Below are 25,739 nucleotides of genomic sequence, written 5' to 3'. Positions count from 1 at the left end.
ACTCACCGGCAACCCCTGCCCGTCAAGTGCGGGCCGGCTCGCCGGGGTTGGCGGCCTTCAGCGGGCGCCACACCCGCCGGGCGCCGGGGGCGGGTGGTCGCGACCTGTGGCGGCTAGGCCATTCGTGTGCGCCGTCTTGACCACCCCCACGCCCCCTCCTATGGTCGCGCTACCGACCGGACGTAGGACGTAGGACGTCGTGTCCCCACCCTCCCCTCACCCACCTGCTGGAGGACCCGTGCGCGACGACGTGACCGACGACGAGACCCCCGACGCGCCGGCGCCGCGCCGCCGGTCGTTTCTGAGGTGCACCGGTGCGCTGGGCGCGGCCGCCGTTCTGCCGCCCGTGCTGGCCGGCTGCACCGGGCCACAGTCCACGAACGACACGGGAGGCGGCGGCAGCGGCAAGGACCGGACACTGACGGCCGTGATCGGCTACGGCAACGACGGCAGCTGGGATCCGACCCAGACGGCGTCGGCGTTCGCGATGGCCGCCAACCACCACATCTACGAGGGGCTGCTGGACACCGACCCGATCACCCGGGTGCCGTATCCGGCGCTCGCCACCGAGGTGCCCACGGACGCCGGTGCCACCACCTGGCGGTTCACCCTCCGCTCGGGCGCGACCTTCCACGACGGCAAGCCCGTCACCGCCGACGACGTCGTGTTCGTCTTCGACCGGATCCTCGACCCGAAGACCCAGACGCTCGCCAAGGGCTTCTTCGCCGGCTGGCTCAGCGGCGTCCGGAAGGTCGACTCCCGCACCGTCGAGCTCCTCCTCGAGTTCCCCTTCCCCGACGGGCTTTCCCGGCTCACCCTGGCCAAGATCATGCCGAAGCACGTCTTCGCCGGCCCCGGCGCCTGGGACGACGCCGTCAAGGGGCTGGCCGTGGGATCGGGGCCGTACCGGCAGACCGCGCACCACCCGAAGTCCAACACCACCTTCGAGGCGTTCGCCGGCTACAACGGACCCCGCAAGCCCGCCTTCCGGCGTATGAACTGGCTGACCATCGTGGACGCCGCTCCCCGCGTGGCGAAGATCTCCGGGACCGGCGCCGGTGCGCAGATCGCGGACAACATCCCGTACGCCAACATCGCCCGCCTGGAGCAGGGCGGGCTGAAGGTCGCGGGCGGCGCCGGGATGAACAACCTCTTCCTGATGTTCAACACCCGGCACAAGCCCTTCGACGACGTCCGGGTGCGCCAGGCCCTCCACTACGCCATCGACACCGAGAAGATGGTGCGGGTGGCGCTGAAGGGGCACGGGAAGCCGGCGTCCTCCTTCCTCAACGAGGGCAACCCGAGCCACCGGCGGGCCAAGACCGTCTACGACTACGACCCCCGGAAGGCGAAAGCCCTGCTCGAAGCTGCCGGGGTCAGCGATCTGAGGATCGAGGTCCTGGCCGTCAACGTCAGCTGGATCGTGGACTGCCTGCCGACCATCAAGTCCTCCTGGGACGCGGTCGGCGTGGAGACGACCCTCGCGCCGCAGGAGACCACCGCCGTCTTCACCAAGATGGACCAGAGGCAGGACTACCAGGTCGTCGCAGCCGCCTCCAACCCCAACCAGTTCGGCCTCGACGCCGATCTGATCATGCGTTACAACTACGGGCCGCAGAACCTGTGGATGGGGTACACCCGGTGGGCCGGCGATCCCGTCGCCAAGCAGCTCTTCAGGGACATGGACCGGGCGACCCGGGAGCCGGACCCGGCGAGGAAGAAGGCGATGATCCAGGACTACATCGACGTCGTCGCCGAGCAGGCCGTGCTCTACCCGGTCGTCCACAACGAGCTGATGACGGCCTGGGACCCGCGCAAGCTCACCGGGATAAGGGCCCAGCCGTACCCCGGCATCAACCTCCTCCAGGCCGGCTGGGCCTAGCGGGATGACAGCCGTCGTACGGATCCTGCTGCGACGCATCGCCCTGCTCGTGCCGCTGCTGCTCGGGATCGTGCTGTTCGTGTTCCTGGTGATGCGGTTCTCGGACGTCGACCCGGCGTCCGCGTTCTTCCAGGGGGCGAATCCGACACCGCGGCAGCTGCACGACTTCCGGGAGCGCAACGGGCTGCTCGACCCGCTGCCCGTGCGGTACGCCCGTTTCGTCGGCGCCCTGCTCCACGGCGACCTCGGCACCAGCGCCCTGACCCGGGCCCCGGTGGCCGACCAGGTCACCACCGCGCTGCCGCTCACCCTCCAGCTGACCTTCCTGGGCCTCGCCATCGCGGTGGTGCTGGCGCTGGCGGGCGGGGTCACGGCGGCCGTGTACCGGGACCGGATCCCGGACCAGGTCATCCGGGTGGTCTCGCTGGTCGGAGTGGCCGCGCCCGGGTTCTGGCTGGCGCTGCTGATGATCCAGTACCTGGCGGTGGACCGGGGCTGGTTCCCGACCGGCGGTTACATCAACCCGGCCGACTCCGTCACCGGCTGGCTGAGGACCATGGCGCTGCCCGCCTGCGCGCTCTCACTGCCGGTGGCCGCCCAGCTCACCAGGATCGTGCGCACCTCCGTCGTGGAGGAACTGGACAAGGACTACGTCCGTACGGCCGTCGGGAGCGGGTTGCCGCCCCGCGTCGTGGTGGGCCGGAACGTCCTGCGCAACGCCCTCGTCAACCCCCTGACCGTGCTCGGCCTGCGGGTCGGCTATCTGCTCGGCGGTGCCGTCGTCATCGAGACGATCTTCTCGTTGCCCGGCATGGGCAAGCTGATGATCGACGCCGTGCAGAACGGTGATCCGGCCGTCGTCCAAGGGGTGGTCCTCACCACGGCCACCGGGTTCGTCGTCGTGAACCTCGTCATCGACATCCTCTACCTCCTCGTCAACCCACGTCTGAGGGCGGTCTGATGGTCACGCGTGCGCGCCTCACCGAGCGGCTCACCCGGCCCGGCGTCCGGCCGCGCGGCCGGCGTCGGCTGCCGCTGCTGTCGAAGGCGGCCGTCTGTTTCCTGGCCCTCGTCGTCCTCGTCGCCGTACTCGCTCCGCTCCTCGCCCCGGACGACCCGCTCGACCAGCAGGACCCGGTCGGCGGCAGCGGGCATCCGTCCGCCGCGCACTGGCTCGGGCAGGACAGCCTCGGCCGGGACGTCCTCAGCCGGCTGATGTACGGCGCCCGCTGGTCGCTGGCGATCGGGCTGGGCGCCACCGGGCTCGCCCTGGTCGTGGGGGCGGTCGTCGGAGCGGTGGCCGCCACCTCCCGCAAAGCGGTCGACGAGACGCTGATGCGCTGCCTGGACGTGGTGATGGCGTTCCCGGGGATCGCGCTCGCGGCCGTGCTGGTCGCCGTGTTCGGCGGCGGGATCGGCGTGCTGATCTGCGCCATCGCCTTCCTGTTCACGCCGCCCGTCGCCCGGGTCGTACGGGCGAACGTCCTCGATCAGTACGGGGAGGACTACGTCACGGCGGAACGGGTGATCGGCGCCCGTACCGCGCACATCGTGCTGCGGCACGTGGCCGTCAACTGTGCCGCCCCCGTGCTCGTCTTCTGCACGGTCCAGGTCGCCGAGGCGATCGTGTTCGAGGCGTCGCTGTCCTTCATCGGCGCCGGGGTGCGTCCGCCGGACCCGTCCTGGGGCAGTGTCATCGCCGACGGCAAGAACATGGTGCTGACCGGCGGCTGGTGGGCGACCGTCTTCCCCGGGCTGCTGATCCTGCTGACCGTGCTGTCGCTGAACATCCTCTCCGAGGGTGTCTCCGACGCGTGGGCGGCACCGGCGCCCCGGGAGGTGGCGGCGCCCCGGGAGGTGGCGGCGCCCCGGGACCGGCTTCAGGCGCCGGAGCCCGGCAGCGGTGAGGTGCTCCCGCTGCCCGGACTCGCCGAAGCGGCCCGGCGGCTGCGGTCCCGGGCCCGGACCCGCCCCGGCCCCTCCGGTCAGCCGGTGCTCGCCGTGGAGAACCTCACCATCGGTTTCCCGGACCGGCACCGGGGCGTGGACATCGTGGCCGGGGTCGGCTTCGAGGTGTACCCCGGGGAAGTGCTCGGGCTGGTGGGCGAGTCGGGCTGCGGGAAGTCGCTGACCGCGCTCACGGTCATGGGGCTGCAGCCGAGGGGCGCGCGCATCGGCGGCCAGGTGCGCTTCCGCCGGCGTGACCTGCTCGCCGAGCCGATGCGGGTACGGCGGCGGCTGCTCGGGCACGAGATGGCGATGGTGTACCAGGACGCCCTGTCCTCGCTGAACCCGGCGATGACCATCCGTGCGCAGCTGAGGCAGCTCGTCCGGCGCGGTGGGCGCCGCAGTCCGCGCGAGCTCCTGGAGCTGGTCGGTCTGGACCCCGACCGCACGCTGCGCAGCTACCCGCACGAACTCTCCGGCGGCCAGCGCCAGCGCGTCCTGATCGCCATGGCGCTCTCCCGCGACCCGAGCCTGATCGTCGCCGACGAGCCGACGACCGCCCTGGACGTCACCGTGCAGGCCCAGGTGATGGAGCTGCTGCTGCGGCTGCGCGGGGAGCTGGGCTTCGCGCTGGTCCTGGTCTCGCACGATCTGGCGCTGGTCGCCGACGTGACCGACCGGGTGGTGGTGATGTACGGCGGGCAGATCGTGGAGAGCGGGGTGACCGCCGACGTGGTGGCGGCACCGGCCCACCACTACACGCGCGGTCTGCTCGGCAGCGTGCTGTCACTGGAGTCGGCCGAGGAACGGATGACGCAGATCAGGGGAGTCGTACCGTCCCCGGCCCACTTCCCGGCGGGCTGCCGCTTCGCCGACCGCTGCCCGCTGGCGACGCCGGTGTGTCACCGCAGCGCCCCGGTCCCCGCCGGTACGGCCACCCACACGGCCGCCTGCCATCACCCGGCGGTACCGGTGGAGAACGAGGTGGTGCAGTGAACGCCGTCGTCGAGGTGCGGGACGTCCATGTGGTGCACAGGGCGCGCAGCGGCGGGCTGCTGAGGCGCGACCGGGTGTACGCCCTGACCGGCGCCGGTCTCGCCGTGGCCGCCGGGGAGACGGTGGGCGTGGTCGGCGAGTCGGGGTGCGGGAAGTCGACCCTGGCCAGGGTGCTGGTGGGCATCCAGCGGCCGACCTCCGGGACGGTGGTGTTCCAGGGCCGCGACCTGGGGTCGATGCCGCCCGCCGAGCGCCGGGCCACCGTCGGCGCGGGCGTCGGGATGGTCTTCCAGGACCCGTCGACCGCCCTGAACCGGCGGCTGACGGTACGGCGGATCCTGCGCGATCCGCTGGACGTGCACGACCGTGGCACCAGAGCGGAACGGGAGGAGAGGGTCAGGGAGTTGATGGCCCTGGTCGGTCTGCCCTCGGCCCTGGCGGACGCGTTGCCCGGACAGCTCTCCGGCGGGCAGCGGCAGCGCGTCGCCATCGCCCGCGCGCTCGCTCTGGACCCGGCCCTGGTCGTCGCCGACGAGCCGACCAGCGCCCTGGACGTGTCGGTCCGCGCGCAGATCCTGAACCTCCTGCTGGACCTGAAGGAGCGCCTCGGCCTGGCCCTGGTGTTCGTCTCGCACGACATCCAGACGGTACGGCGGATGAGCGACCGGGTGATCACCATGTACCTGGGCCGAATCGTCGAGGAGACACCGGCCGACCGGGTCACCGACTCCGCCCGGCACCCGTACACGCGTGCCCTGTTCTCCGCCACGCCCGGTCTGCTGGACCCCCTCGAACCGATCCCGCTGACGGGGCCGGTGCCGTCGGCGACCCGGCCGCCGAGCGGCTGCCCGTTCCGCACCCGCTGTTGGAAGGCGGACGGGTTGTGTGCGCAGGCGATGCCGGACTTCTCGGCCGCGTCACGGCCCGGACACCGGTACCGCTGCCACCATCCTGTCGAGGAGGACCAGTCGACTCGCGACCTAGCACGCCAGGAGCCCTGAATGACGTTCCCCGTCCCGCTGACCGGTGTCGTCCCGCCCGTCTGCACACCCCTGACTCCGCAGCGCGAGGTGGACGTCCCCTCGCTGCTCAGGCTGGTCGACCATCTGGTGGACGGCGGGGTGCACGGGCTGTTCCTGCTCGGGTCGACCTCCGAGGCGGCGTTCCTGACGGACCGGCAGCGGCGGCAGGTCGTGGAGGCGGTGGTCGGCCATGTGGGCCGGGGGCTGCCCGTCCTCGCCGGCGCGATCGACATGACCACCCCGCGCGTCCTGGACCACGTCAGGGCCGTCACGGCGGCCGGGGCGCAGGCGGTCGTCGTCACCGCCCCGTTCTACGCCCGCACCCACCGTTCCGAGATCGTCCACCACTACCGCCGGATCGCCGCCGCGTCCACGGTGCCGGTCATCGCCTACGACATTCCCGTCGCCGTGCACACCAAGCTCCCCGCCGACGTGGTGCTGGGGCTGGCCGCCGACCGGGTGCTGGCCGGGATCAAGGACTCCAGCGGGGACCTGGCCGCCTTCCGCGAGATCGTCACCGGCGCCCGGGCGAACCCCGGGTTCAGCGTGCTGACCGGCTCGGAGCTGATCGTGGACTCCGCGCTGGCGCTGGGCGCCGACGGGGCCGTGCCGGGGCTGGCCAACGTCGACCCGCACGGGTACGTCCGGCTGTACCGGATGTGCCGGGCCGGCGACTGGGACGGGGCACGGACCGAGCAGGAGCGGCTGTGCGCGCTGTTCGGGATGGTCGCGGTCGGGGACCCGGCGCGGATGGGCGGCAGCTCGTCGGCGCTGGGCGCGTTCAAGGCCGCGCTGCATCTGCGGGGTGTCATCGACTGCCCGGTCACCGCGGAGCCGCAGGTGCCGTTGTCCGGGGAGGAGACCGAGAGGGTGGGCAAGTTCCTGGCGGCGGCCGGCCTTCTCTAGGGGATCGTCACCCGACGGAACTCCAGGGTGTCGTAGGCGTGCGCGGTGCCCGTCTCGTACAGGACGCCGACCGTGGCGTGGCCGAGCTGGACGAGGTCGGAGTAGGCGGCCGGGCGGTCAGAGAGGGTGAGCAGCCGGGTGAAGGTGCGGCCGGCGTCCGTGCTCGTCCAGAGGGCCGGGGCGCGGCGGGCGGTCGGTACGGAGGGCGCGGAGAACACCAACGGGGCGCCGGGTCCGTGGAGTTGGAGGACGCTGCCCTGGACCATGGGGACGTCGTCCAGCGTGGGCTGGACGGCGTAGGGGCGGTCGAGGGTGGTGCCGCCGTCGGAGGAGTAGGTGTCGAGGCGGTTGCCGGGCGCGCTGCCGTTCTGGTCGCGGGCGCTGAAGTAGATGCGGCCGTCGGGGAGTTGGGTGGCGCTCGTCTCGTTGGTGTTGGTCACCCCGTCGTAGGTGGCGTCCACGGAACCGAGGTGCCAGGTGCGCCCGCCGTCGTCGCTGTAGAGGGCGTGACCGCCGTAGTACCTGGGTTCCTCGCCGGTGTCGGAGGAGCCGGCGGGCGGGGCGGCGGAGTGGTTGGCGGGGACGAGCAGGCGGCCGGCATGCGGGCCCCGGGTGAGGACGACCGCGTGGCCGGGGCCTGTGGCGTACCAGCGCCAGCCGGGCGGCTTCACCTGCGCGGTGATGTCCGCCGGGGGCGTGAAGTGGCGGCCGTCGTCCCCGCTGCGCTGTACGAACACCCGGCGGCCCCACTCGTCGGGGACCTCGCCGCGCATGATCTGCTCCTCGGTCACCGAGCCGCTGTTGCCGCAGGTCACGAGGATGACGGCGCCGGTGCGTGGGTCCAGGACCGGCGCCGGGTTGCCCCGGGTGTCCCCATGGCCCGCGGTCACCACGGTCAGTGGGCCCCAGGTGCAGCCGCCGTCGGTGGAGCGGCGCAGCACGACGTCGATGTCCCCGGTGTCGCCCGCGCTGTCGTGCCGGCCCTCGGCGAAGGCCAGGACCGTGCCGTCCCACGTCCTGACCGCGGCCGGGATGCGGTACGTGTGATAGCCGTCCTGCCCCGACACGTACGGCTGCGAGGAGACGCAGGCGGAGGCGGCGTGGGCGGGTGGGCGGGCGGCGAGCGAGGTGAGGAGCGCGAGGGCGGTGAGCAGGGTGCGGCTCTTCGGTGTCACCCACCCATGCTCCCCGGAACCGTCGGTCCCGATTCGTCCCGGGGATCACTCGTACGGGCGACACCGGGACCGCACGCACCCGGGTCCGGCTCCCGGAACCCGGCCGCACCGGCCCCTCGGGCCCACCCGTCCGGGCCCCCGGGGAACCGGCGGGAACCGCTCGATCAGGCGATCCGTGGGGCCGGAGCCGGGCGGGTCAGGACGGTGTGCGGGCGGCGGCCAGGAGGCGGGTGACGTCGTCGGCGCAGATGGTCAGGGCGGCGCCGACCGTGCTGAGGGCGTCGCGTTCGGCGGGGGTGTAGGGGCCGTCGGCGAGGGCGATGCGGGCGGCCTGGAGGAGCAGGGACTCGCGGCCCGCCGGTGCGAGGTGCGGGGCGAGCGGGTCCAGGGCCTCGTGCAGCTCTATCGTCAGGCTGGTGCCGCACTCGCCGCCGAGGACCCGGCCGGTGTCGGCGGCGAGGGCCTCGACCAGGGCGGCCAGCTGGTCCTCGGTGCAGCCGTCGAAACCGGCCGCGCGCACGGTGGTGGCGGCCGTCTCCAGTGCCGTACGGGAGGAGGTGCCGCCCGCGGCGAGCACGGCGAGGGCGACGGTGTGCACGGCGTCGCGGAGCATCGCGGAGAAGCGGCGCGTGGTGGGGTGGTCGAGGACGTCGGTGCCGTAGTGCTGGCGGCAGGCGGCGCACTCCACGACCGGTCCGGCCGTCCCGCGCGGCAGCAGGGGCACCCCGAGCAGGGTGAGCCGGCGGCGCCCGGTGAGCCGCTGGTAGTTGCGGTCGCCCCCGCAGCCGGGGCAGAAGAACTCGCCGTCCCCGATCGGTGTCCATGCGGTGCGTGTGCCCAGGAAGCGCAGGGCCTGGCCGTCTCGTCCCCGTACTGGCAGCACGTCGCACCTCCGTAACCGCACGGCAACATCGCCGCGCTGGCGTGATGTTAGCCACATCACGGACGCTGAGTCAGTACCCCGGAAGAGACCTGTCCGTGACCCGGGCGGGACGATGGCCGATAAACGACGGTGCCCTGACCGCCGTATACAGCGGTCAGGGCACCGAAAGGCCCGGTCAGGGCGGTCAGCGGGCGGAGCGGTTCACCGCGGAGACGACGGCCTTCAGCGACGCACGCGTCGTGTTCGCGTCGATGCCGATGCCCCACAGGACCTTGCCGTCGATCGCGCATTCGATGTAGGAGGCGGCCTGCGCGGAGGCACCCTCGCTCATCGTGTGCTCCTGGTAGTCCAGCAGGCGTACGTCGATGCCGATGGACTCCAGGGCGTCGAAGAAGGCCGAGATCGGACCGTTGCCGGAACCGGTCAGGACGGTGTCCTCGCCGTCGACCGTCGCCTCGACGGTCAGGGTGTCCACGCCGTCGGTGTCCGTGGTCGACTGGCCGGTCCTGACCTGGATGCGGCCCCAGGGGTTGTCCGGGTTCGGCAGGTACTCGTCCTGGAAGACCGCCCAGATCTCCTTCGGCGTGATCTCGCCGCCCTCGGCGTCGGTCTTCGCCTGGATGAGCTTGGAGAACTCGATCTGCATCCGGCGCGGCAGGTCCAGCTTGTGGTCGTTCTTCAGGACGTAGGAGATACCGCCCTTGCCGGACTGGGAGTTGACCCGGATGACGGCCTCGTAGGAGCGGCCGACGTCCTTCGGGTCGATCGGCAGGTACGGGACCGCCCACTCGATGTCGTCGACGGTGACGCCCCTGGCCTTCGCGTCGGCCTCCATGGCGTCGAAGCCCTTCTTGATGGCGTCCTGGTGGGAGCCGGAGAAGGACGTGTAGACCAGGTCGCCCACGTACGGGTGGCGCGGGTGGACCTCCATCTGGTTGCAGTACTCCCACGTACGACGGATCTCGTCGATGTCGGAGAAGTCGATCTGCGGGTCGACGCCCTGCGAGAACAGGTTCATGCCCAGGGTGACCAGGTCGACGTTGCCGGTGCGCTCGCCCTGCCCGAACAGGCAGCCCTCGACGCGGTCGGCGCCGGCCATCAGGGCCAGTTCGGCCGCCGCCACGGCCGTACCGCGGTCGTTGTGCGGGTGGACGGACAGGCAGACGTACTCGCGGCGGGACAGGTTGCGGTGCATCCACTCGAAGCGGTCCGCGTGCGTGGAGGGGGTCGAACGCTCCACGGTGGCGGGCAGGTTGAGGATGATCTCGCGGTCCGGGCCGGGCTGCCAGACGTCCATGACCGCCTCGCAGACCTCCAGCGCGAAGTCCAGCTCGGTGTCGGTGAAGATCTCGGGGCTGTACTGGTAGCCGAACTCGGTCTCGGGGCCCAGCAGTTTGTCGGCGTACTCCATCACCAGGCGGGTGCCGTCGACGGCGATCTGCTTGATGTCGTCCTTGGAGCCGCGGAAGACCACGCGCCGGAACACGGGAGCCGTCGCGTTGTACAGGTGGACGGTGGCCCGCTTGGCGCCCTTCAGGGACTCCACGGTCCGCTCGATCAGGTCCTCGCGGGCCTGGGTCAGCACGGAGATCGTGACGTCGTCCGGGATCGCGCCCTCTTCCTCGATGATCGAGCGCACGAAGTCGAAGTCGGTCTGGCCGGAGGCGGGGAAGCCGACCTCGATCTCCTTGTAGCCCAGCTTGACCAGCTGGTCGAACATCCGGCGCTTGCGCTCGGGCGACATCGGGTCGATCAGGGCCTGGTTGCCGTCGCGCAGGTCGGTGGAGAGCCAGCGGGGGGCGGCGGTGATCCGCTGGTCCGGCCAGGTGCGGTCCGGGATGTCGACCTGCTCGTAGCGGCCGTACTTGTGGATCGGCAGGGAACTGGGCTGCTGGCGGTTGGCCATGGTGCGTGGGCTCCTCAGGGTGTCCGGAGATCCGGATGTCCGGGTGGACGGCCGACGACGCGACGTCAAAGCTCCGCGGGGAGGGGGTCGGCCTTGTGACTACAGGCCCTCGCCGCGGCAGCTAAGGAGAAGCAGCCCGAAACGCATGATGCGTCGCAGCCTAGTCGAGCCGTCCCGGACCCGGGGGACGCGTATCAGTATGCGGGACTGAGGTCATAAAAGGGACAAAAAGTGCGCCGCACCACATCGCCCTACCACACCGTCACGGAGCGTGGCGCCCCCTGTCCCGGTATTTCACCAATCATGGTGGCAGCTAGTGACATCTACGTCACTGAGTGCGATGGTGCGGGACATGACGACCAACGGGGGCTTCGAGCCCGTCTTCTGCACGATCGTGCCGCCGCACGTCCTCGACAAGCTCGCGCAAGCCGAGGACGCCGCGCTCTCCGCCCCGGCCCGCCGGTCCCTGGAGCACGACGCCTACCAGCGCACCAAGCGCCGGCTGACCACGGTCGTCGGCGCGCCCTCCGTCGCCGCTCCCGCGGGCGCCGCCGCCGACCAGCCGCACCGCACCATCTACGACGCCCACCACACCCAGGACCTGCCCGGCACCAAGGTCCGCGAGGAGGGCTCCGCCCCGGGCTCCGACGCCACCGTCAACCGCGCCTACGCGGGCCTCGGCGCCACCTTCGAGCTGTACCTCAAGGCGTACGGCCGGCACTCGATCGACGGCGACGGGCTGCCGCTGGACGCCACCGTGCACTTCGGCGAGGGCTACGACAACGCCTTCTGGAACGGCGAGCAGATGGTGTTCGGCGACGGCGACGGCCGGGTCTTCCTCGACTTCACCCTCCCGGTCGACGTCATCGGCCACGAGCTGACCCACGGCGTCACCCAGTACACCGCGAACCTGGAGTACTTCGGCCAGTCCGGCGCGCTCAACGAGTCCGTCTCGGACGTCTTCGGCTCGCTGATCAAGCAGTACACGCTCGGCCAGACCGCCGCCGAGGCCGACTGGCTGATCGGCGCCGGGCTGCTCGCGCCGGGCATCCACGGCACCGCCCTGCGCTCGATGAAGGCCCCGGGCACGGCGTACGACGACCCGAACCTCGGCAAGGACCCGCAGCCGGCGACCATGGACCACTATGTCCGCACCGGCCGCGACAACGGCGGCGTGCACATCAACTCGGGCATCCCGAACCACGCCTTCTACCTGGTCGCCACGGCCATCGGCGGACATTCCTGGGAGAAGGCCGGGCAGGTCTGGTACGACGTGCTGACCGGCGGCGACCTCAAGCAGGACGCGCTGTTCGCCGACTTCGCCACGCTGACGGTGAAGGCGGCCCGGGAGCGCTACGGCGCCGGGGACGAGCTCCAGGCCGTGCAGAAGGCGTGGGAACAGGTCGGGGTGCGGACGCTGTAGTACTGCGCCCCCGCGTACTGGACACTGGGCCCATGCGGATTCAAGTGAGGCGCACGGGCGGTTTCGCGGGCATCGAGCGCCGGGCCGAGGTGGACACCACGGGCCGGCCCGACGCCCCCGAGTGGCAGGCCCTGGCCGGACGCGTCCTCGCGTCCGGCCAGGACACCGAGCCCGCCGGCGTCCCGGACGGCTTCCGGTACGAGATCACCGTGGACGGCCGCACGGTGTACGCGGCTGATCCCCGACTCACCGAGGATCAGCGGGAGTTGGTGTCCCGGGTACTGAAGGAGGGCGCGTGAGCGCCGGTTCCCGCCGGGGCGTTGACTTCTGTTACCGGGGGTAAGGATGATCCGGCCATGGCGACTGACGCAGGCGACCCGGCTCCCCCGATACCGCGTTTCCCGGAGGGCTTCCTCTGGGGTGTCTCGACCTCGGCCCACCAGATCGAGGGAGCGGCCGAGGAGCGCGAGCCCTCCGTGTGGGACGTGTTCACGGCCGAACCGGGGCGGGTGAAGGACGGTTCCACGGCGGCGGTGGCCTGCGACCACTACCACCGCTACCGCGAGGACGTGGCCCTCCTCGCCGGCCTCGGCGTGGACGCGTACCGCTTCTCGGTCTCCTGGCCCCGCGTGAACTCCCCCGGCGGGCTGGACTTCTACGACCGCCTGGTGGACGAGCTGTGCGCGGCGGGCGTACGGCCCGTGCCCACCCTCTTCCACTGGGACCTGCCCGCCTCGCTGGACTGGCTGGAGCGGGACACGGCGGCCCGGTTCGCCGACCACGTGACGGTCGTGGCCGAGCGCCTCGGCGACCGCGTCAGCAAGTGGATCACCCTGAACGAGCCCGCCGAGCACACCCTCCTGGGCCACGCCCTCGGTGCCCACGCCCCCGGCAAGCGGCTCCTCTTCGACGCGCTCCCGGCCGCCCACCACCAGCTCCTCGCCCACGGCCTCGCGGTACGGGCCCTGCGCGCGGCCGGGGCCACGGACGTCGGCATCGCCAACTCCCACGGGCCCACCTGGCCCGCCTCCGCCGAGCCGGCGGACGTCGAGGCGGCCGGCTTCTACGACGTCCTGCTCAACCGCCTGTTCGCCGAGCCGGTCGTCCTCGGCGCCTACCCGGACGGCCTGGGCGAGCTGATGCCGGGCGATGTGCGGGACGACCTGAAGACCATCGCCGAGCCCGTCGACTGGTACGGGATCAACTACTACGCTCCCACACGGGTGGGGGCACCCGGCGGCACCGACAGCGAGTACGGCGGTCTGGCCCTGCCCGCCGAACTGCCCTTCTCCGTCCGGGAGATCAAGGGCCGCCCGGTGACCGACTTCGGCTGGCCGGTCGTCCCGGAGGGCCTCACCGAGCTGCTGTGCGGCTTCCGCGAGAGGTACGGCGACGCACTCCCGCCGATCGTCATCACCGAGAACGGCTGCTCCTACGACGGCGTCGACGACCAGGACCGCATCGCCTACCTGGACGCCCACCTCCGCGCCCTGCACACCGCGCTGGAGGCCGGCGTGGACGTACGCGGTTACTTCGTGTGGTCCCTGATGGACAACTTCGAGTGGGCCGAGGGATATGCGCGCCGCTTCGGCCTGGTGCACGTGGACTACGAGACGCTGAAGCGCACCCCGAAGGCCTCCTACCACTGGTTCCGGGACCTGCTGCGGACCCAGGGATGACCACGGCCGGCGGCCCGGCCGGCACTCCGGCCGCCGCCCTGGCCGACCCCGTCGAACCCGTCGGCCGGGGCTGGACGGCGGCCCTGGCGCTGGCCAACGGGGCGATCTGGGTCGGCTGGTTCGGCCCGCTGCAGATCCTGCTCGCCTCCCAGGCGACCGGCTTCGCACCCGGCTCCGGAATGTCCAAGGAAACGCTGCTGGCCTGGGTGACCGGCGCCGGCGCGGTGGTCTCGCTGCTCGCCAACCCGCTCTTCGGCGCGCTGTCCGACCGTACGACGGCCCGCCGGGGCCGCCGTACGCCGTGGATCGTGGGCGGGGCGGCGGGCGGCGCGGTGTCCCTGCTGCTGCTCGCGCGGGCGGGCGGGGTGTGGTCCATGGCGGTGGCCTGGTGCCTGGTGCAGCTCACCCTGAACGCGGCGTTCGCGGCGGTGACGGCGGCCGTACCGGACCGGGTGCCCCGGCTCCAGCGGGGCACGGTGGGCGGCTGGCTGGGGGCGGCGCAGATCCTGGGCGTGGTCGGCGGCACGGGCCTCGCCACGGCGGCGGGCGGAATCGGCGCCGGGTACGCGGCGTGCGCGGTGTGCACGGCGGCGGGGGTGCTGCCGTACGTCCTGCGCCACCCGGATCTGCGACTGGCGCAGGCGGACCGGCCGGTGTGGTCGTGGCGGTCGTTCCTGGCGGGGTTCTGGCTGAGCCCGCGCCGCCACCCCGACCTCGGCTGGGCCTGGCTGACCCGCTTCCTGATCAACCTCAGCAACTCCCTCGTCCTGCTGTACCTCCTCTACTACCTCCGCGACGGCCTGCACTACGCCGACCCCGAGCGGGGCGTGCTGGTCCTGACCGGCGTCAACAGCCTGACCCTGATGGCGACCGTCGTGGCCGGCGGCGCCTGGTCGGACCGGGTGGGCCGGCGCAAGCCGTTCGTCGTCTGGTCGGGAGTGCTGATGGCGGTGGCGACGGCGGCCCTGGCCGGCCGGCAGACCTGGCCCGGCGCGATCGTGGCGGCGGCCGTGCTCGGTGTCGGCTTCGGCGTGTTCACCTCCGTCGACTTCGCGCTGATGACGGACGTCCTGCCGAAGGCCCTGGACCGGGGCAGGGACCTCGGCGTGATCAACGTGGCCAACGCCCTGCCGCAGGTCGCGGCCCCCGCCCTGGCCGCGCCGATCGTGACCTACCTCGGCGGGTACCGGGTGCTGTACCTGGTGGCGGCGGTGACCGGGCTGGCGGGGGCGGTGCTGGTGGGGCGGATCAGAGGGGTCGAGTAGGTCAGAGCAAGCCGGCCTCCCGAGCGGTCCACACGGTCGGGAAGAGCGGGCGGAAGCCGAGGTCCCGGCGGATCCGCTCGGTGGACATGATCCCCGACCAGGGGTCGGGATCGGTCCGGGTGTGCAGGTCGGCGGGCACCTCGGCGCCGTTGAGCCGGTGCAGCTCGACCGCCGTCACCGGGGCGTCGTCGGCGATGTTGTAGACGGGCCCGCCGACCGCCGGCGCGTACAGCAGGCGCAGCAGCCCCTGGGCGACGTCGGCGTGGTGGCCCATGTGCAGCCGCTGGGTGGACGCCCAGTGCCTGGCCCACCGCAGGGACTGGGCGAGATGGGGATCGCCCTCGCCGTAGACGAAGGGGAGCCGGCCGATGCGCACCTCCATGCCCTCCAGCGCGAGCAGCTCCCGCTCGGCCACGGCCTTGGACTCGGCGTAGGCGCCCCACATCGCACCGCCGGGCCGGGTCTCGTCGTCCTCGGTCAGCGGGCGCCCCCGCCCGACGCCGTACACCAGCCCCGTGCTGACCTGCACGAAGCGCCCGACTCCGGAGGCCAGCGCGGCCCGGCCCAGGGCCACGGCCGCGTCCCGGTTGACGGCCCACGCCTCCTCGTCCGGCACCCCGCGGAAGGACGCCGCGACGTTGACGACCGCGTCCACTCCGGCCACCGCCCTGCCGAGCGCCTCCGCATCGCGCAGATCGCCGACGACGACCTCGGCGCCCAGCTCGGCGAAGCGCTCGCCGCGCGCCGCGTCCCGGACCAGGACCCGTACCCGCTCGCCCGGCCGTCGCTGCGCCAGCAGCCTCGGCACGAAGCGCCGGCCGACCTGTCCCGTGGTCCCCGTGACCAGTGTCGTCACCATGGTCTGCTCCTCTCGATCCGGTGCCGCCAGCCTCGAACGGTGGCGCCCGGGCCGGGAGAGACCCGTCGATCAGGGGATCGGCACTCCCTGGATAAGCCGGCTGCGCTGCCCCACGCTTGGGGGGTGGACCGAGCCGAACTCGCCGACTTCCTGCGCCGCAGCCGCGCCCGCCTGGACCCGTCCGACGTGGGGCTGGCGGCCGGCGCCCGCCGCCGTACACCGGGCCTGCGCCGAGAGGAGGTGGCGGCGTTGGCCGGCATGTCGGTCGACTACTACACGCGCCTCGAGCAGTCGCGCGGCCCGCGCCCGTCCCGCCAGATGCTCACGGCACTGGCGCGGGCGCTGCGCCTGAGCGAGGACGAACGCGACCACCTGTTCCACCTGACCGGCGAGGAGCCCCCGCGCCGCGAGGCGGTGTCGAGGCATGTCCGCCCCGGCCTGCTGCTGGTCCTCGACCGGCTGCACGACACCCCGGCGCAGGTGGTGACCGACTGCGGTGAGGTGCTGGCACAGAACGCGATGGCCAGGGCACTCGTCGGAGACGTGATGTCCCGCCCGCCGCGGGAACGCAACCTGACCCGCCGGTTCTTCCTGGACCAGGCCGCCCGGGAGCTGTTCCCGCCCGAGGACCGGCCGGAGCACGCGCGCGGGCACGTGGCGAGCCTGCGCGCGGTGGCCGCCGCCCGCCCCGACGACCCGGAACCGGCCGCGCTGGTCGCCGAACTCCGCTCGGCGAGCGGGGAGTTCGACCGTCTGTGGGAGGAACACGAGGTGGGCCTGCGGCGCCCGGGCACCAAGCGCTTCCAGCACCCCGTGGTCGGCCTGCTGGAGCTGGACTGCGAGGTGCTGCTCAGCCACGAGTACCACCAGCTGCTGATCATCCACACGGCCCGCCCCGGCACGGAGTCCCACGAACAGCTCCGGCTGCTGAGAGTGGTGGGCTTGCAGGACCTTTCCCCCAGCAGACCCTGACCGGCCGGGCGGACGGACCGGCGAGACGGGCTAGAAACCCAGCTTGCGGAGCTGCTTCGGGTCGCGTTGCCAGTCCTTGGCCACCTTGACGTGCAGGTCGAGGAAGACGGGGGTGCCGAGCAGGGCCTCGATCTGCTTGCGGGACTTGATGCCGACCTCTTTCAGGCGCTTGCCCTTGGGGCCGATGATGATGCCCTTCTGGCTGGGGCGCTCGATGTAGACGTTGGCGTGGATGTCCAGCAGGGGGCGGTCCTCGGGACGGTCCTCGCGCGGGAGCATCTCCTCCACGACCACGGCGATCGAGTGCGGCAGCTCGTCGCGGACCCCCTCCAGCGCGGCCTCGCGAATCAGTTCCGCGATCATGACCTGCTCGGGCTCGTCCGTCAGATCACCCTCGGGGTAGAGCGCGGGGCCCTCGGGGAGCAGGGGGATCAGCAGGTCGGCCAGGAGGTCGACCTGCTTGGAGCCGACCGCCGAGACCGGCACGATCTCCGCCCACTCGATGCCCAGGTCCTTGCCCAGTTGGTCGATGGCGATCAGCTGCTCGGCCAGGGTCTTCGAGTCGACCAGGTCGGTCTTGGTGACGATGGCGACCTTCGGGGACTTCTTGATCGCCGCCAGCTCCTTGGCGATGAAGCGGTCACCGGGACCGATCTTCTCGTTCGCCGGCAGGCAGAAACCGATCACGTCGACCTCGGCCCACGTCGTGCGGACGACGTCGTTGAGCCGCTCGCCGAGCAGCGTGCGCGGCTTGTGGAGCCCCGGGGTGTCCACCAGGATCAGCTGGGCGTCGGGCCGGTGCACGATGCCCCGCACCGTGTGCCGCGTCGTCTGCGGCTGGTTCGCGGTGATCGCCACCTTCTGCCCGACCAGAGCGTTCGTGAGGGTGGACTTGCCCGCGTTGGGGCGGCCCACGAAGCAGGCGAAACCGGCGCGGTGGACGGCCTCGGCCGACTGCTCGGAAGACTGGGTGCGAACGCTCATGCCGTTCATTGTCCCTGATCCACGACCCCCCGCCGCACCGTGAGGTTTCGGTAACCCTCACGCAACGAAACGTCACGGAAACACACCCGTAGACGACCGGAAACGCGCACCGGTGACCCTCTGACGAGCCCCCACCCCGTTGGAGACGCCCGTGACCCTCGCCGCCGCGCACGTGAACACCGGCGACACCGCCTGGCTGCTCGCCTCGACCGCCCTCGTCCTGCTGATGACCCCGGGCCTGGCCCTGTTCTACGGCGGCATGGTCCGCACGAAGAGCGTCCTCAACATGCTGATGATGAGCTTCGTGTCGATCGCCCTGGTCACGGTCGTATGGCTGGCGGCCGGCTACTCCCTCGCCTTCGGCGACGACGCCTTCGCGGGGCTCATCGGCGGGCTCCACCACGCCGGCATGGCGCACATCACCCCGGCCAGCGCGCACGGCACGGTCCCCACCCTGCTCTTCGCCACCTTCCAGCTCACCTTCGCGATCATCACCGCCGCCCTGATCAGCGGCGCGGTCGCCGACCGCATGAAATTCCCGGCCTGGCTGGTGTTCGTCCCGGTGTGGACCCTGCTCGTGTACGTTCCCGTCACCCACTGGGTGTGGGGCCCCGGCGGCTGGATCCTCGACAAGCTCGGCGCGCTCGACTTCGCGGGCGGTCTGCCCGTCGAGATCACCTCCGGCGCCTCCGGCCTCGCCCTGTGCCTGGTCCTCGGCCCGCGGCTCGGCTTCAAGAAGGACGCCATGCGTCCGCACAACCTGCCCATGGTGGTCCTCGGCGCCGGCCTGCTCTGGTTCGGCTGGTTCGGCTTCAACGCGGGCAGCGCCCTCGGCGCCAACGGCCTCGCGGCGGCCGCCTTCCTCAACACCCTCGCCGCCGGCTGCACCGGTCTGCTCGGCTGGCTCTTCGTCGAGCAGAAGAGGGACGGGCACCCCACCACCCTGGGTGCCGCCTCCGGCGCGGTGGCCGGCCTGGTCGCGATCACCCCGTCCTGCGGCACGGTCCCGCTGCTCGGCGCCCTGGTCGTCGGCCTCGCCGCCGGTGTGGTCTGCTCCTACGCCGTGAGCTGGAAGTTCAAGCTGAACTACGACGACTCCCTGGACGTCGTCGGCGTCCACCTGGTCGGCGGTGTCATCGGCACCCTGCTGATCGGCCTGTTCGCCGAGAAGGCGATGACCGGCGGCCCGGAGGGCCTCTTCTACGGCGGCGGGCTCGCCCAGCTCGGCAGGCAGACGCTCGCCGTGGCCGTCGTGGCCGGGTACGCCTTCGCGGTGACCTATGGCCTCGGCAAGCTGCTCGACAAGGTGATGGGCCTGCGCGCGAGCGAGGAGCAGGAGTACACCGGCCTGGACCTTACGGTGCACGCCGAGACGGCATACGATCACGGCGTGCTGGGCCACGGCGCCCCGGTCACCTCGCCCGTCCTCGCCTCCGCCCACAAGGCCCCCACCCAGAAGGTCGACACCCAGGCATGAAGCTCATCACCGCGATCGTCAAGCCGTACCGGCTGGACGAGGTCAAGACCGCCCTGCAGGAACTGGGCGTGCACGGTCTGACCGTGACCGAGGCGAGCGGCTACGGCCGGCAGCGCGGCCACACCGAGGTGTACCGGGGCGCCGAGTACCGGGTCGACCTGGTGCCGAAGGCCCGCATCGAGGTCGTGGTGGAGGACGCGGACGCCGAGGCCGTGATCGACGCGATCGTCAGGGCCGCGCAGACGGGGAAGATCGGGGACGGGAAGGTGTGGGCCGTACCCGTGGAGACGGTCGTCCGGGTGCGGACCGGCGAACGCGGCCCCGACGCGCTCTGACCAGCAGCGCCCCGGTCGCCACGCCCGCGACGAACACCAGCGTCGCGACCAGCCACGGCAGCGCGAGGAAGGACGCGCTCGCCGACTGCCGGGTACCGGGCGCGCTCGCCGTCAGCGTCACATCGGCCCGGTCGAGCTGGGGCGCCCCGCGCCAGGTCTCGGTGAGCCGGACCCGCTGTCCCGGTAGCAGCTCGGACGGCACCCGGGTCAGCTCCCGGTCGAGCAGCGTACGGCCGAACAGTCCGCGCGCCTTCAGTTCCACCTTGGGGTCGAGGGTGACGTTCCCGGTGTTGCGCAGGGTGTAGGTGACGGTCGCCGTGCTGGCGCCGAGGCCGGGGACGAGCGGCTGGTGGTGGCTGATGTGCACCTGCCCGACGGAGAGCGCGGGCAGGGTGGGCCCGCTGACCCGGAGGTGGATCCGGGCGCCGACGGCCCGCTGGACACCCAGCGCGAGCCGGCCGCTGCCGGGGTCGACACGCTCGTCGAGGGCGACGATCGCACCGGGATGGTCACCGGGTCCGGCCCCGTCGGGGACGCGCACGGTGAAGGGCACGGTGACGGTCCGGTGCCCGGGCACGGTGATCCGGGACTTCGCGACCCGCGCCCACGCACCCACCCCGAGCATGCGTTCCCCGACGGTCCGCACGGCGAACCCGCCGTCCCGGGCGGTGTTGTAGGCGTCGGCCGCGTAGAGCCGGAAGGTGAGCGGCCTGCCGGTCTTGTTCTGGACGGCGACCTTGTCGGTGAGGGTCTGGCCGGGGTCGGCGGAGAGGTAGAAGTAGGGCCGCGCGGCGACTTCCGAGGCGACCGGGTAGACGGACCAGCTGCCGTTGTCGGCGGCGTGGGCGGGTGCGGCCTGCCATGCCAGCACCAGGCCCAGGAGGAGGACGTACAGCTTGCGCATGGGTGCGGACCCCCACGGACGAGAGACAGGGGAACGGGCGGGTGCGGACGCCCGTACGCTCAGGTGAGCGTCAGCGTGAGCACGCCGGAGTACCCGCCCGGAGGCGTGAACGCCGGTACGTCCAGGGAGAGTCCGGCGTCGACGGTGAACTCACCGCCGGTCAGCGTGCCGTCGGAGGTCGACGCGAGGGTCGCTCCCGAGCCGCCCAGGACGCCCGCCGAGCCGGCCTTGCAGGTGCTGGGGCTGCCCGGCTTGGTCGCGCAGGCCGGGGTCCAGCTCAGCCTGCCCGCGTCGATCTTGCCGCCGGGGCCGGTGAAGTCGGTGACCTTGCCGGTCAGGGACCAGCCGGCGGGCCCGCCTCTGAAGTCCCGCACGGTCACCGTCTGGAGCTTGCCCGTGGAGGCCCCGCCCTTGCCGAAGTCGACCGCCGCCAGCGCGACGGAGTCCCCGGCCTGGGACATGGACAGCGTGCCCGCCTTGACGGTGGTGGTCAGCTTCTGGCTGCCGGGCGGGACGGGAGTGTTGTCGTTGACGACGTAGGCCGCGGGTCCGGCCCCCTTGTCCGCGGTCCAGGAGCCGCCCTCGTAGGCCACGATCCCGGTCGTCGTCCTGTCCTTGACGACGAGGGAACCGCTGAAGGAGCCCTGGGTGTTCGCGGTCACGGTCGCGGTGTCCGCGGTCTGGGTGCCGCCGGAGCGCCCGGCCAGGGTGACGGCCGCGCCCGGAGTGAAGTGCGTACCGCTCACGGTGACACTGGCGCCCGGGTCACCCGATGCCGAACTCAGGGAGATGGCCCGGGTGTTGGCCGGGGTCCCGTCGGTCGCCGTCACGGTCTGGGACACCGGGGCGGGCGGACTGGTGACCGTGCAGGGGGTGTCCAGCTCCATGATGTAGCTGGTGTGGATGTTGTAGTCGCCGGGCGAGAGGGTGATCTGGCCGGCCTTGGTGACGGTGAACGTCCCGGTCATGGAGAAGGACGGGAAGGCGGCCTTGCCCGGCACCGGCGGGTTCTTCCTGGGCCCCGCGACGGTCACATCGCCCGTCTGTGCGCCACCGAGGGTGACCTTCCCGGTCGGGGTCATGATGTCGGCCGGCAGGGCCAGGTCGGTGGGATTGGACGCCGCGGCGGTGACCACGGTGTAGGTCACGGTGACGGTGTCGCCGACCTTGGGACTGGCGTTGTCCACGGACACACCGGCGGTCGTGGTGCCGTCGATCGGCGGCAGGCCCGCGACGGCGGGCGGGATGCAGTGCGTGGCGAAGTCCACGTTCGTGCCGGCGGCGCCGGCCGGACAGGCCAGCGCGCCGCCCGCGGTGACCGCGAGCGCGGTCGCCCCGAGCAGCGAGCTCCAGCGCCATCGTCGGGATCTTCGTGGTCTTGGGGGTGTCGAACCCATGGGGCCCCCTCCTGAGGGTTGCGGGCGCAGCGGCTCGTCTGCGCCGACAGGGGGCATTGATGAGGAGCGCGGGTGAGAAGTCAATGGAGATGCCGCAGAAAGCTGACGGATCATCAGTTTCTGCGGCATCCGGAACAGATCGCTCAGTTCAGTCAGTCGAACACGAAGGGGCCGGGCGACTGCGGACCCCTCGCGGTACAGGTCACGGTGACGCCGAAGATCACCATCTTCAGCGAGCCGCCGTAGGCGTCCAGGCTGTCACCGGAGGCGACGGTACCCGGGAGCGGGCCGACACTGACGGCGTCGCCGGTGTTCATGGCGGGGTTCCTGGTCCCGCTGAACACCACCGATCCGCCGTCGGCCCTGGCCAGGGTGAGGGTGGAGGAGATGGAGTCCTGGGCCACCGCGACCGGCGCGGTGATGGCGGAGGAGGTGAGGGTGATGGTGGCCGAGGTGCCGCTCTGGGTGGCGGTGAGCGTGGCCGTGCCGCCGCCGAAGATGCCGCAGCTCGCGGTGATGGCCGCCGACTGTGGGGTGACGGCGGCCGCGGTGGGCGCGAAGGCGAGTCCGGTGACCGCGAGGGCCCCGGCGACCAGCGCCGCACCTGTTGCCGTGCGCTTGCCTCTCATGGGGATCCGCTTCCCTTCCCTGTGGGGAGTGCCGTGTGGGGGGACGCCGACGGGCGGGGAGGCCTGAGCAGGCGGGTGCGGACACACTGCGTGGGCGGTGCGGATCTGACGGCCCGTCGGAACGTACGGCTCCATTGATGCGCAGGAGCACAGCCCCAACAAGGTTGAATTCCAGCCGACCTGTCGTTCGGCCGGTGCAGCCTCAGCCCGCGGGGACAGTCAGCCGCACCACACCGTCGGGGCCGGCCAGCAGCACCGGGGTCCCCGCACCTCCGAGGTCGGCGACAGCGGCCCGGTCCTCGGCCGCCACGGACTCCGCCTCGCTCACCACCGCCGCCGCCTCCAACGACGTGGCCCCCGACGCCACCGCCATGGCAACAGCGGTACGCAGCGCGCTCAGCGTCAGCGACGGCAGCGACACCGCCCCGGCGACATACGTACGCCCGGTCTCGTCCCGTACGGCCGCCCCCTCCGGCACACCGTTACGGGCCCGCACGGAACGGGCCAGGGTGACGATCTTGCGGTCCTCGGGATCCAGCGCGTTGCTCTCGGTCATGCCCCGAGCATACGAAGCCGCGCCCGCCGCCCCGCCCTTCACCCCGCCACGGGGTACATCGCGCCCCGCCGCCCCTCCGGAGAGGCCAGCCACTCCAGCTTCGCCGCGGTGTTCGCCTCCTCCAGCGGAGTGTGCAGCACGATCATCAGATCGGGCCGGGCCGGCACCTTCATCACCGTCGACTCCACGACCAGCAACCCGGCCAGCGGATGGTCCAGCTCCTTGCGGACCTGCCCCTGCTCCTCGATGTCCCGCTCGGCCCACAGCGCCACGAACTCGGGGCTGCGCTCGGACACCTCTGCGAGCACCGCCCGGAACCCGTCGTCGTCCGGCCGGGCCGCCGACGCGGCCCGGAACTGCGCCACGACCGTACGGGCGTTCTCCTCCCAGCTGTGGCTCCGTGACCGGTACAGCGGATCGGTGAAGAAGTCGACGAGACAGTTCTGGGTGGTGTCCGGCCGCATACCGAGCACGATCGCCGCCGCGTCGTTGTACATCACGCAGTTGTAGTACAGGTCCATGATGTGCGCCGGATACGGCATCCAGGTGTCGATCAGCCGCCGCAGCCCGTCGCACATGTCCCGCTTGCCGTGCACCACTTCGGGCGCCGGCGGGTTCAGCCCGGCCAGCAGATACAGGTGCCGGCGCTCGGCGTCGCTCAGCCGCAGCACCCGCGCCACCGCGTCGAGCACCGACGGCGAGACGGAGATCTCCCGCCCCTGCTCCAGCCACTGGTACCAGGAGGCGCCCACCCCGGCGAGAACGGCGACCTCCTCCCGGCGCAGTCCCGGCGTACGGCGCCGGCCGCCCCCGGCAGGCAGTCCGGCCTCCTCGGGACTGACCCGGGCCCGCCGGCTCATCAGGAACTCGCGCAGCTCGTTGCGCCGTTCACTCCTCGTCGCCCCCGCAGCAGGCACGTACCGCTCCTCCCCCGTCGTGTCTGGTGGTGCCACCACCACCATAAGTTCCGACTCCCCACGATTCTTCCGCCGGCCGGAAGCTCGTGCCATGGCGATCGACACCACCACCCAGCCCACCACCCCCACGGGCACCCCGCTCGACACCCCCCGGCCGCCCCGGTTGTCGACGCGTGACAAGCTCGTCCTGTTCGTGCTGTGCGCGGCCCAGTTCATGGTCGCGCTGGACTTCTCCGTCCTGAACGTCGCCCTGCCCGACCTCGGCACCGACCTCGGTATGAGCCGCTCGGCCCTGCAGTGGGCGGTCACCGCGTTCGCGCTGCCCTCCGGCGGCTTCCTGCTCCTCTTCGGCCGCATCGGCGACCTGTACGGCCGCCGCAGGCTGTTCCTGACCGGCCTGGCCCTGTTCGGCGCGGCCTCGCTGCTGGCGACCCTGGCCTGGGATCCGGCGTCCTTCCTCACCGGACGCGCGCTGCAGGGCCTCGGTGCGGCGGCGATCGTCCCGACGGGGATGTCCCTGCTGACCACCACCTTCCCGGAGGGCCCGGCCCGCGACCGTGCGCTCGGCATCTCCGGCACCCTGATGTCGCTGGGCTTCACGGTCGGCATGATCGCCGGCGGTGTGCTGACGGACGCGCTCGGCTGGCGTTCCACGATGGCCCTGCTGACGGTGTTCGCGCTCATCGTGCTGCCGCTGGCCCCGGGCCTGCTGCCGGAGTCGCGCACTCCCGAGGGCCCGCGTCTGGACGTGCCGGGCGCGGTCACCGTCACCACCGGCCTGCTGTCCCTGATCTACGCCCTGTCCACCGCCGCCGACCACGGCTTCGCCCGCCCGGACGTGATCACCACCCTGATCGCCGGTCTCCTCCTGCTGACCGCGTTCACGGTGATCGAGTCCCGCTCGGCCGCACCCCTGGTCTCGCTGCCCATGCTGCGCCGCCGCACGGTGGCCTGGGGCAACGTGGGCGGTCTGGTCACCTTCTCGATGATGTCGACGGTGATCTTCGTCCTGACCCTGTACCTGCAGGAGATCCTGCACCTGTCCGCGTTCGAGACGGGCCTGGTCTTCGGCGTCCAGGGCGTGCTGTCGGCCGTCGCCGGCACACTCGCCCCGAAGGTGATCGGCCGCTTCGGCGCCCGCCGCACCCTGGTCGGCTCGCTGGCTGGCCAGGGCGCGCTGATCGCGGCCCTGCTCCCGCTGGACGCCCACACCTGGTCGGTCTGGCTCGCCACGGCGGCCGTGTCCCTGGCCAGCATGTGCCACCTGGGCGCGATCATCTCCTACGGCCTGACCGTCACCTCGGGTGTCCCGGACGAGGAACAGGGCCTGGCCACCGGTCTGGTGACCTCCACCCAGCAGGTCGGCATCACGGTCGGCATCCCGCTGCTGGGCGTGCTCGCGACCACCTCCGGCGACCTGCTGACCGGCGTCCACACGGTGCTCGCCCTGGACGCGGCGATCGTCCTGGCCACCGCCGTCCTGGTCGGCCTGGGCCTGCGCCGGGCTCAGCCCAGGGTCTGACCGATCCCGCTCCGCGCGGCCGTGCACACCGCACGGCCGCGCTGGGGAAGTCAGAGCAAGAGTGGAGCAAAACAAAAATCCCAACAAACCGAGCCTGGGCAAC

General features: G+C 72.0%; 23 protein-coding genes. 13 read left to right on the top strand and 10 right to left on the bottom strand.

The genetic code is table 11. The features are described 5' to 3' along the window. Positions 1-238 precede the first annotated feature (238 nt). The 5 genes from ACWC94_RS05095 to ACWC94_RS05075 are packed head-to-tail and all read left to right on the top strand — an operon-like array spanning position 239 to position 6,753. Entirely contained in the window at positions 239-1,882 is a 1,644-nt protein-coding gene (locus tag ACWC94_RS05095) for an ABC transporter substrate-binding protein (RefSeq protein WP_450794982.1), read from the top strand. A gap of 4 nt (positions 1,883-1,886) precedes the next feature. Beyond that, positions 1,887-2,843, top strand: coding sequence for an ABC transporter permease (locus ACWC94_RS05090; RefSeq protein ID WP_450794981.1), 957 nt, complete (start codon positions 1,887-1,889; stop codon positions 2,841-2,843). Next, entirely contained in the window at positions 2,843-4,825 is a 1,983-nt protein-coding gene (locus tag ACWC94_RS05085; protein ID WP_450794980.1) for a dipeptide/oligopeptide/nickel ABC transporter permease/ATP-binding protein, read from the top strand. The genes ACWC94_RS05090 and ACWC94_RS05085 overlap by 1 nt, the downstream gene beginning before the upstream one ends. Next, positions 4,822-5,826: an oligopeptide/dipeptide ABC transporter ATP-binding protein gene (locus ACWC94_RS05080; protein WP_450794979.1), complete on the top strand. Its 1,005-nt coding sequence runs from the start codon at positions 4,822-4,824 to the stop codon at positions 5,824-5,826. The genes ACWC94_RS05085 and ACWC94_RS05080 overlap by 4 nt, the downstream gene beginning before the upstream one ends. After that, on the top strand, positions 5,827-6,753 hold the full coding sequence (locus tag ACWC94_RS05075) for a dihydrodipicolinate synthase family protein (RefSeq protein ID WP_450794978.1): 927 nt from the start codon (positions 5,827-5,829) through the stop codon (positions 6,751-6,753). On the opposite strand, the gene ACWC94_RS05070 is transcribed toward ACWC94_RS05075, so the two are convergent. The 3 genes from ACWC94_RS05070 to leuA all read right to left on the bottom strand — a co-directional run bounded on the left by ACWC94_RS05070 (position 6,750) and on the right by leuA (position 10,717). Beyond that, on the bottom strand, positions 6,750-7,928 hold the full coding sequence (locus ACWC94_RS05070) for a sialidase family protein (RefSeq protein WP_450794977.1): 1,179 nt from the start codon (positions 7,926-7,928) through the stop codon (positions 6,750-6,752). The two genes, ACWC94_RS05075 and ACWC94_RS05070, sit on opposite strands and share 4 nt — an antisense overlap. A 196-nt stretch (positions 7,929-8,124) precedes the next feature. Beyond that, positions 8,125-8,811 (bottom strand): TerB family tellurite resistance protein, encoded by a 687-nt coding sequence (locus tag ACWC94_RS05065; RefSeq protein ID WP_450794976.1) that lies wholly within the window; start codon positions 8,809-8,811, stop codon positions 8,125-8,127. A 184-nt stretch (positions 8,812-8,995) separates the two neighbouring features. Beyond that, positions 8,996-10,717, bottom strand: a complete 1,722-nt coding sequence (leuA, locus tag ACWC94_RS05060) for a 2-isopropylmalate synthase (protein WP_450794975.1) — start codon at positions 10,715-10,717, stop codon at positions 8,996-8,998. A 352-nt stretch (positions 10,718-11,069) separates the two neighbouring features. On the opposite strand from leuA, the gene ACWC94_RS05055 reads away from it, so the two are divergent. Genes ACWC94_RS05055 through ACWC94_RS05040 form a run of 4 tightly spaced genes read left to right on the top strand, consistent with a single transcriptional unit; the run spans position 11,070 to position 15,084 of the window. Then, entirely contained in the window at positions 11,070-12,140 is a 1,071-nt protein-coding gene (locus ACWC94_RS05055) for a M4 family metallopeptidase (RefSeq protein WP_450794974.1), read from the top strand. 32 nt (positions 12,141-12,172) lie between these two features. Then, on the top strand, positions 12,173-12,439 hold the full coding sequence (locus ACWC94_RS05050) for a protealysin inhibitor emfourin (protein WP_450794973.1): 267 nt from the start codon (positions 12,173-12,175) through the stop codon (positions 12,437-12,439). Between the two features lie 57 nt (positions 12,440-12,496). Next, complete coding sequence (locus tag ACWC94_RS05045) at positions 12,497-13,819, top strand: GH1 family beta-glucosidase (RefSeq protein WP_450794972.1); 1,323 nt, start codon at positions 12,497-12,499, stop codon at positions 13,817-13,819. Then, complete coding sequence (locus ACWC94_RS05040; protein WP_450794971.1) at positions 13,816-15,084, top strand: MFS transporter; 1,269 nt, start codon at positions 13,816-13,818, stop codon at positions 15,082-15,084. Before ACWC94_RS05045 ends, ACWC94_RS05040 begins: the two co-directional genes overlap by 4 nt. A 1-nt stretch (position 15,085) precedes the next feature. Here ACWC94_RS05040 and ACWC94_RS05035 read toward each other — a convergent pair whose 3' ends face one another. Further along, a complete protein-coding gene (locus tag ACWC94_RS05035) occupies positions 15,086-15,940 on the bottom strand; it encodes an NAD-dependent epimerase/dehydratase family protein (RefSeq protein ID WP_450795028.1) in 855 nt (284 codons plus the stop codon). 126 nt (positions 15,941-16,066) lie between these two features. On the opposite strand from ACWC94_RS05035, the gene ACWC94_RS05030 reads away from it, so the two are divergent. Next, on the top strand, positions 16,067-16,915 hold the full coding sequence (locus ACWC94_RS05030) for a helix-turn-helix transcriptional regulator (protein ID WP_450794970.1): 849 nt from the start codon (positions 16,067-16,069) through the stop codon (positions 16,913-16,915). A gap of 30 nt (positions 16,916-16,945) precedes the next feature. On the opposite strand, the gene era is transcribed toward ACWC94_RS05030, so the two are convergent. After that, positions 16,946-17,899: a GTPase Era gene (gene era / locus ACWC94_RS05025; protein ID WP_450794969.1), complete on the bottom strand. Its 954-nt coding sequence runs from the start codon at positions 17,897-17,899 to the stop codon at positions 16,946-16,948. A 151-nt stretch (positions 17,900-18,050) separates the two neighbouring features. Between era and ACWC94_RS05020 the strand changes: the two genes are divergently transcribed. Next, the gene (locus tag ACWC94_RS05020) at positions 18,051-19,376 is read left to right on the top strand and encodes an ammonium transporter (RefSeq protein ID WP_450794968.1); all 1,326 of its coding nucleotides are present in this window, start codon (positions 18,051-18,053) and stop codon (positions 19,374-19,376) included. Further along, positions 19,373-19,711 (top strand): P-II family nitrogen regulator, encoded by a 339-nt coding sequence (locus ACWC94_RS05015; RefSeq protein WP_450794967.1) that lies wholly within the window; start codon positions 19,373-19,375, stop codon positions 19,709-19,711. Before ACWC94_RS05020 ends, ACWC94_RS05015 begins: the two co-directional genes overlap by 4 nt. Here the strand turns inward: ACWC94_RS05015 and ACWC94_RS05010 are convergent. The 5 genes from ACWC94_RS05010 to ACWC94_RS04990 form a co-directional block, all read right to left on the bottom strand. Continuing rightward, a complete protein-coding gene (locus tag ACWC94_RS05010) occupies positions 19,605-20,615 on the bottom strand; it encodes a WxL protein peptidoglycan domain-containing protein (protein WP_450794966.1) in 1,011 nt (336 codons plus the stop codon). The genes ACWC94_RS05015 and ACWC94_RS05010 overlap by 107 nt on opposite strands. 59 nt (positions 20,616-20,674) lie before the next feature. Continuing rightward, entirely contained in the window at positions 20,675-22,012 is a 1,338-nt protein-coding gene (locus ACWC94_RS05005) for a beta-xylosidase (protein WP_450794965.1), read from the bottom strand. A gap of 152 nt (positions 22,013-22,164) precedes the next feature. Further along, positions 22,165-22,641: a hypothetical protein gene (locus ACWC94_RS05000; RefSeq protein ID WP_450794964.1), complete on the bottom strand. Its 477-nt coding sequence runs from the start codon at positions 22,639-22,641 to the stop codon at positions 22,165-22,167. 202 nt (positions 22,642-22,843) lie between these two features. After that, positions 22,844-23,197 carry a cytidine deaminase gene (locus ACWC94_RS04995; protein ID WP_450794963.1) on the bottom strand — a complete coding sequence of 118 codons (354 nt, stop codon included), beginning with the start codon at positions 23,195-23,197 and terminating at the stop codon, positions 22,844-22,846. A 38-nt stretch (positions 23,198-23,235) separates the two neighbouring features. Next, positions 23,236-24,057 carry a helix-turn-helix transcriptional regulator gene (locus tag ACWC94_RS04990; RefSeq protein ID WP_450795027.1) on the bottom strand — a complete coding sequence of 274 codons (822 nt, stop codon included), beginning with the start codon at positions 24,055-24,057 and terminating at the stop codon, positions 23,236-23,238. Positions 24,058-24,205: 148 nt separating this feature from the next. Between ACWC94_RS04990 and ACWC94_RS04985 the strand changes: the two genes are divergently transcribed. Next, positions 24,206-25,636: an MFS transporter gene (locus ACWC94_RS04985; protein ID WP_450794962.1), complete on the top strand. Its 1,431-nt coding sequence runs from the start codon at positions 24,206-24,208 to the stop codon at positions 25,634-25,636. Positions 25,637-25,739 lie beyond the last annotated feature (103 nt).

This window comes from Streptomyces sp. NPDC001135 (genome assembly GCF_053598395.1).
The sequence above is the reverse complement of the archived record's forward strand: the minus strand, read 5'-3'. Positions and strand labels throughout refer to the sequence as shown.

Excerpts from the sequence above, each read along its gene's own strand:
- ACWC94_RS05090 (WP_450794981.1), top strand. The coding sequence starts at position 1,887 with ATGACAGCCGTCGTACGGATCCTGCTGCGACGCATCGCCCTGCTCGTG.
- ACWC94_RS05085 (WP_450794980.1), top strand. The coding sequence starts at position 2,843 with ATGGTCACGCGTGCGCGCCTCACCGAGCGGCTCACCCGGCCCGGCGTC.
- ACWC94_RS05075 (WP_450794978.1), top strand. The coding sequence starts at position 5,827 with ATGACGTTCCCCGTCCCGCTGACCGGTGTCGTCCCGCCCGTCTGCACA.
- leuA (WP_450794975.1), bottom strand. The coding sequence starts at position 10,717 with ATGGCCAACCGCCAGCAGCCCAGTTCCCTGCCGATCCACAAGTACGGC.
- ACWC94_RS05055 (WP_450794974.1), top strand. The coding sequence starts at position 11,070 with ATGACGACCAACGGGGGCTTCGAGCCCGTCTTCTGCACGATCGTGCCG.
- ACWC94_RS05050 (WP_450794973.1), top strand. The coding sequence starts at position 12,173 with ATGCGGATTCAAGTGAGGCGCACGGGCGGTTTCGCGGGCATCGAGCGC.
- ACWC94_RS05045 (WP_450794972.1), top strand. The coding sequence starts at position 12,497 with ATGGCGACTGACGCAGGCGACCCGGCTCCCCCGATACCGCGTTTCCCG.
- ACWC94_RS05040 (WP_450794971.1), top strand. The coding sequence starts at position 13,816 with ATGACCACGGCCGGCGGCCCGGCCGGCACTCCGGCCGCCGCCCTGGCC.
- era (WP_450794969.1), bottom strand. The coding sequence starts at position 17,899 with ATGAGCGTTCGCACCCAGTCTTCCGAGCAGTCGGCCGAGGCCGTCCAC.
- ACWC94_RS05015 (WP_450794967.1), top strand. The coding sequence starts at position 19,373 with ATGAAGCTCATCACCGCGATCGTCAAGCCGTACCGGCTGGACGAGGTC.
- ACWC94_RS05010 (WP_450794966.1), bottom strand. The coding sequence starts at position 20,615 with ATGCGCAAGCTGTACGTCCTCCTCCTGGGCCTGGTGCTGGCATGGCAG.
- ACWC94_RS05005 (WP_450794965.1), bottom strand. The coding sequence starts at position 22,012 with ATGGGTTCGACACCCCCAAGACCACGAAGATCCCGACGATGGCGCTGG.
- ACWC94_RS05000 (WP_450794964.1), bottom strand. The coding sequence starts at position 22,641 with ATGAGAGGCAAGCGCACGGCAACAGGTGCGGCGCTGGTCGCCGGGGCC.
- ACWC94_RS04995 (WP_450794963.1), bottom strand. The coding sequence starts at position 23,197 with ATGACCGAGAGCAACGCGCTGGATCCCGAGGACCGCAAGATCGTCACC.
- ACWC94_RS04990 (WP_450795027.1), bottom strand. The coding sequence starts at position 24,057 with ATGAGCCGGCGGGCCCGGGTCAGTCCCGAGGAGGCCGGACTGCCTGCC.
- ACWC94_RS04985 (WP_450794962.1), top strand. The coding sequence starts at position 24,206 with ATGGCGATCGACACCACCACCCAGCCCACCACCCCCACGGGCACCCCG.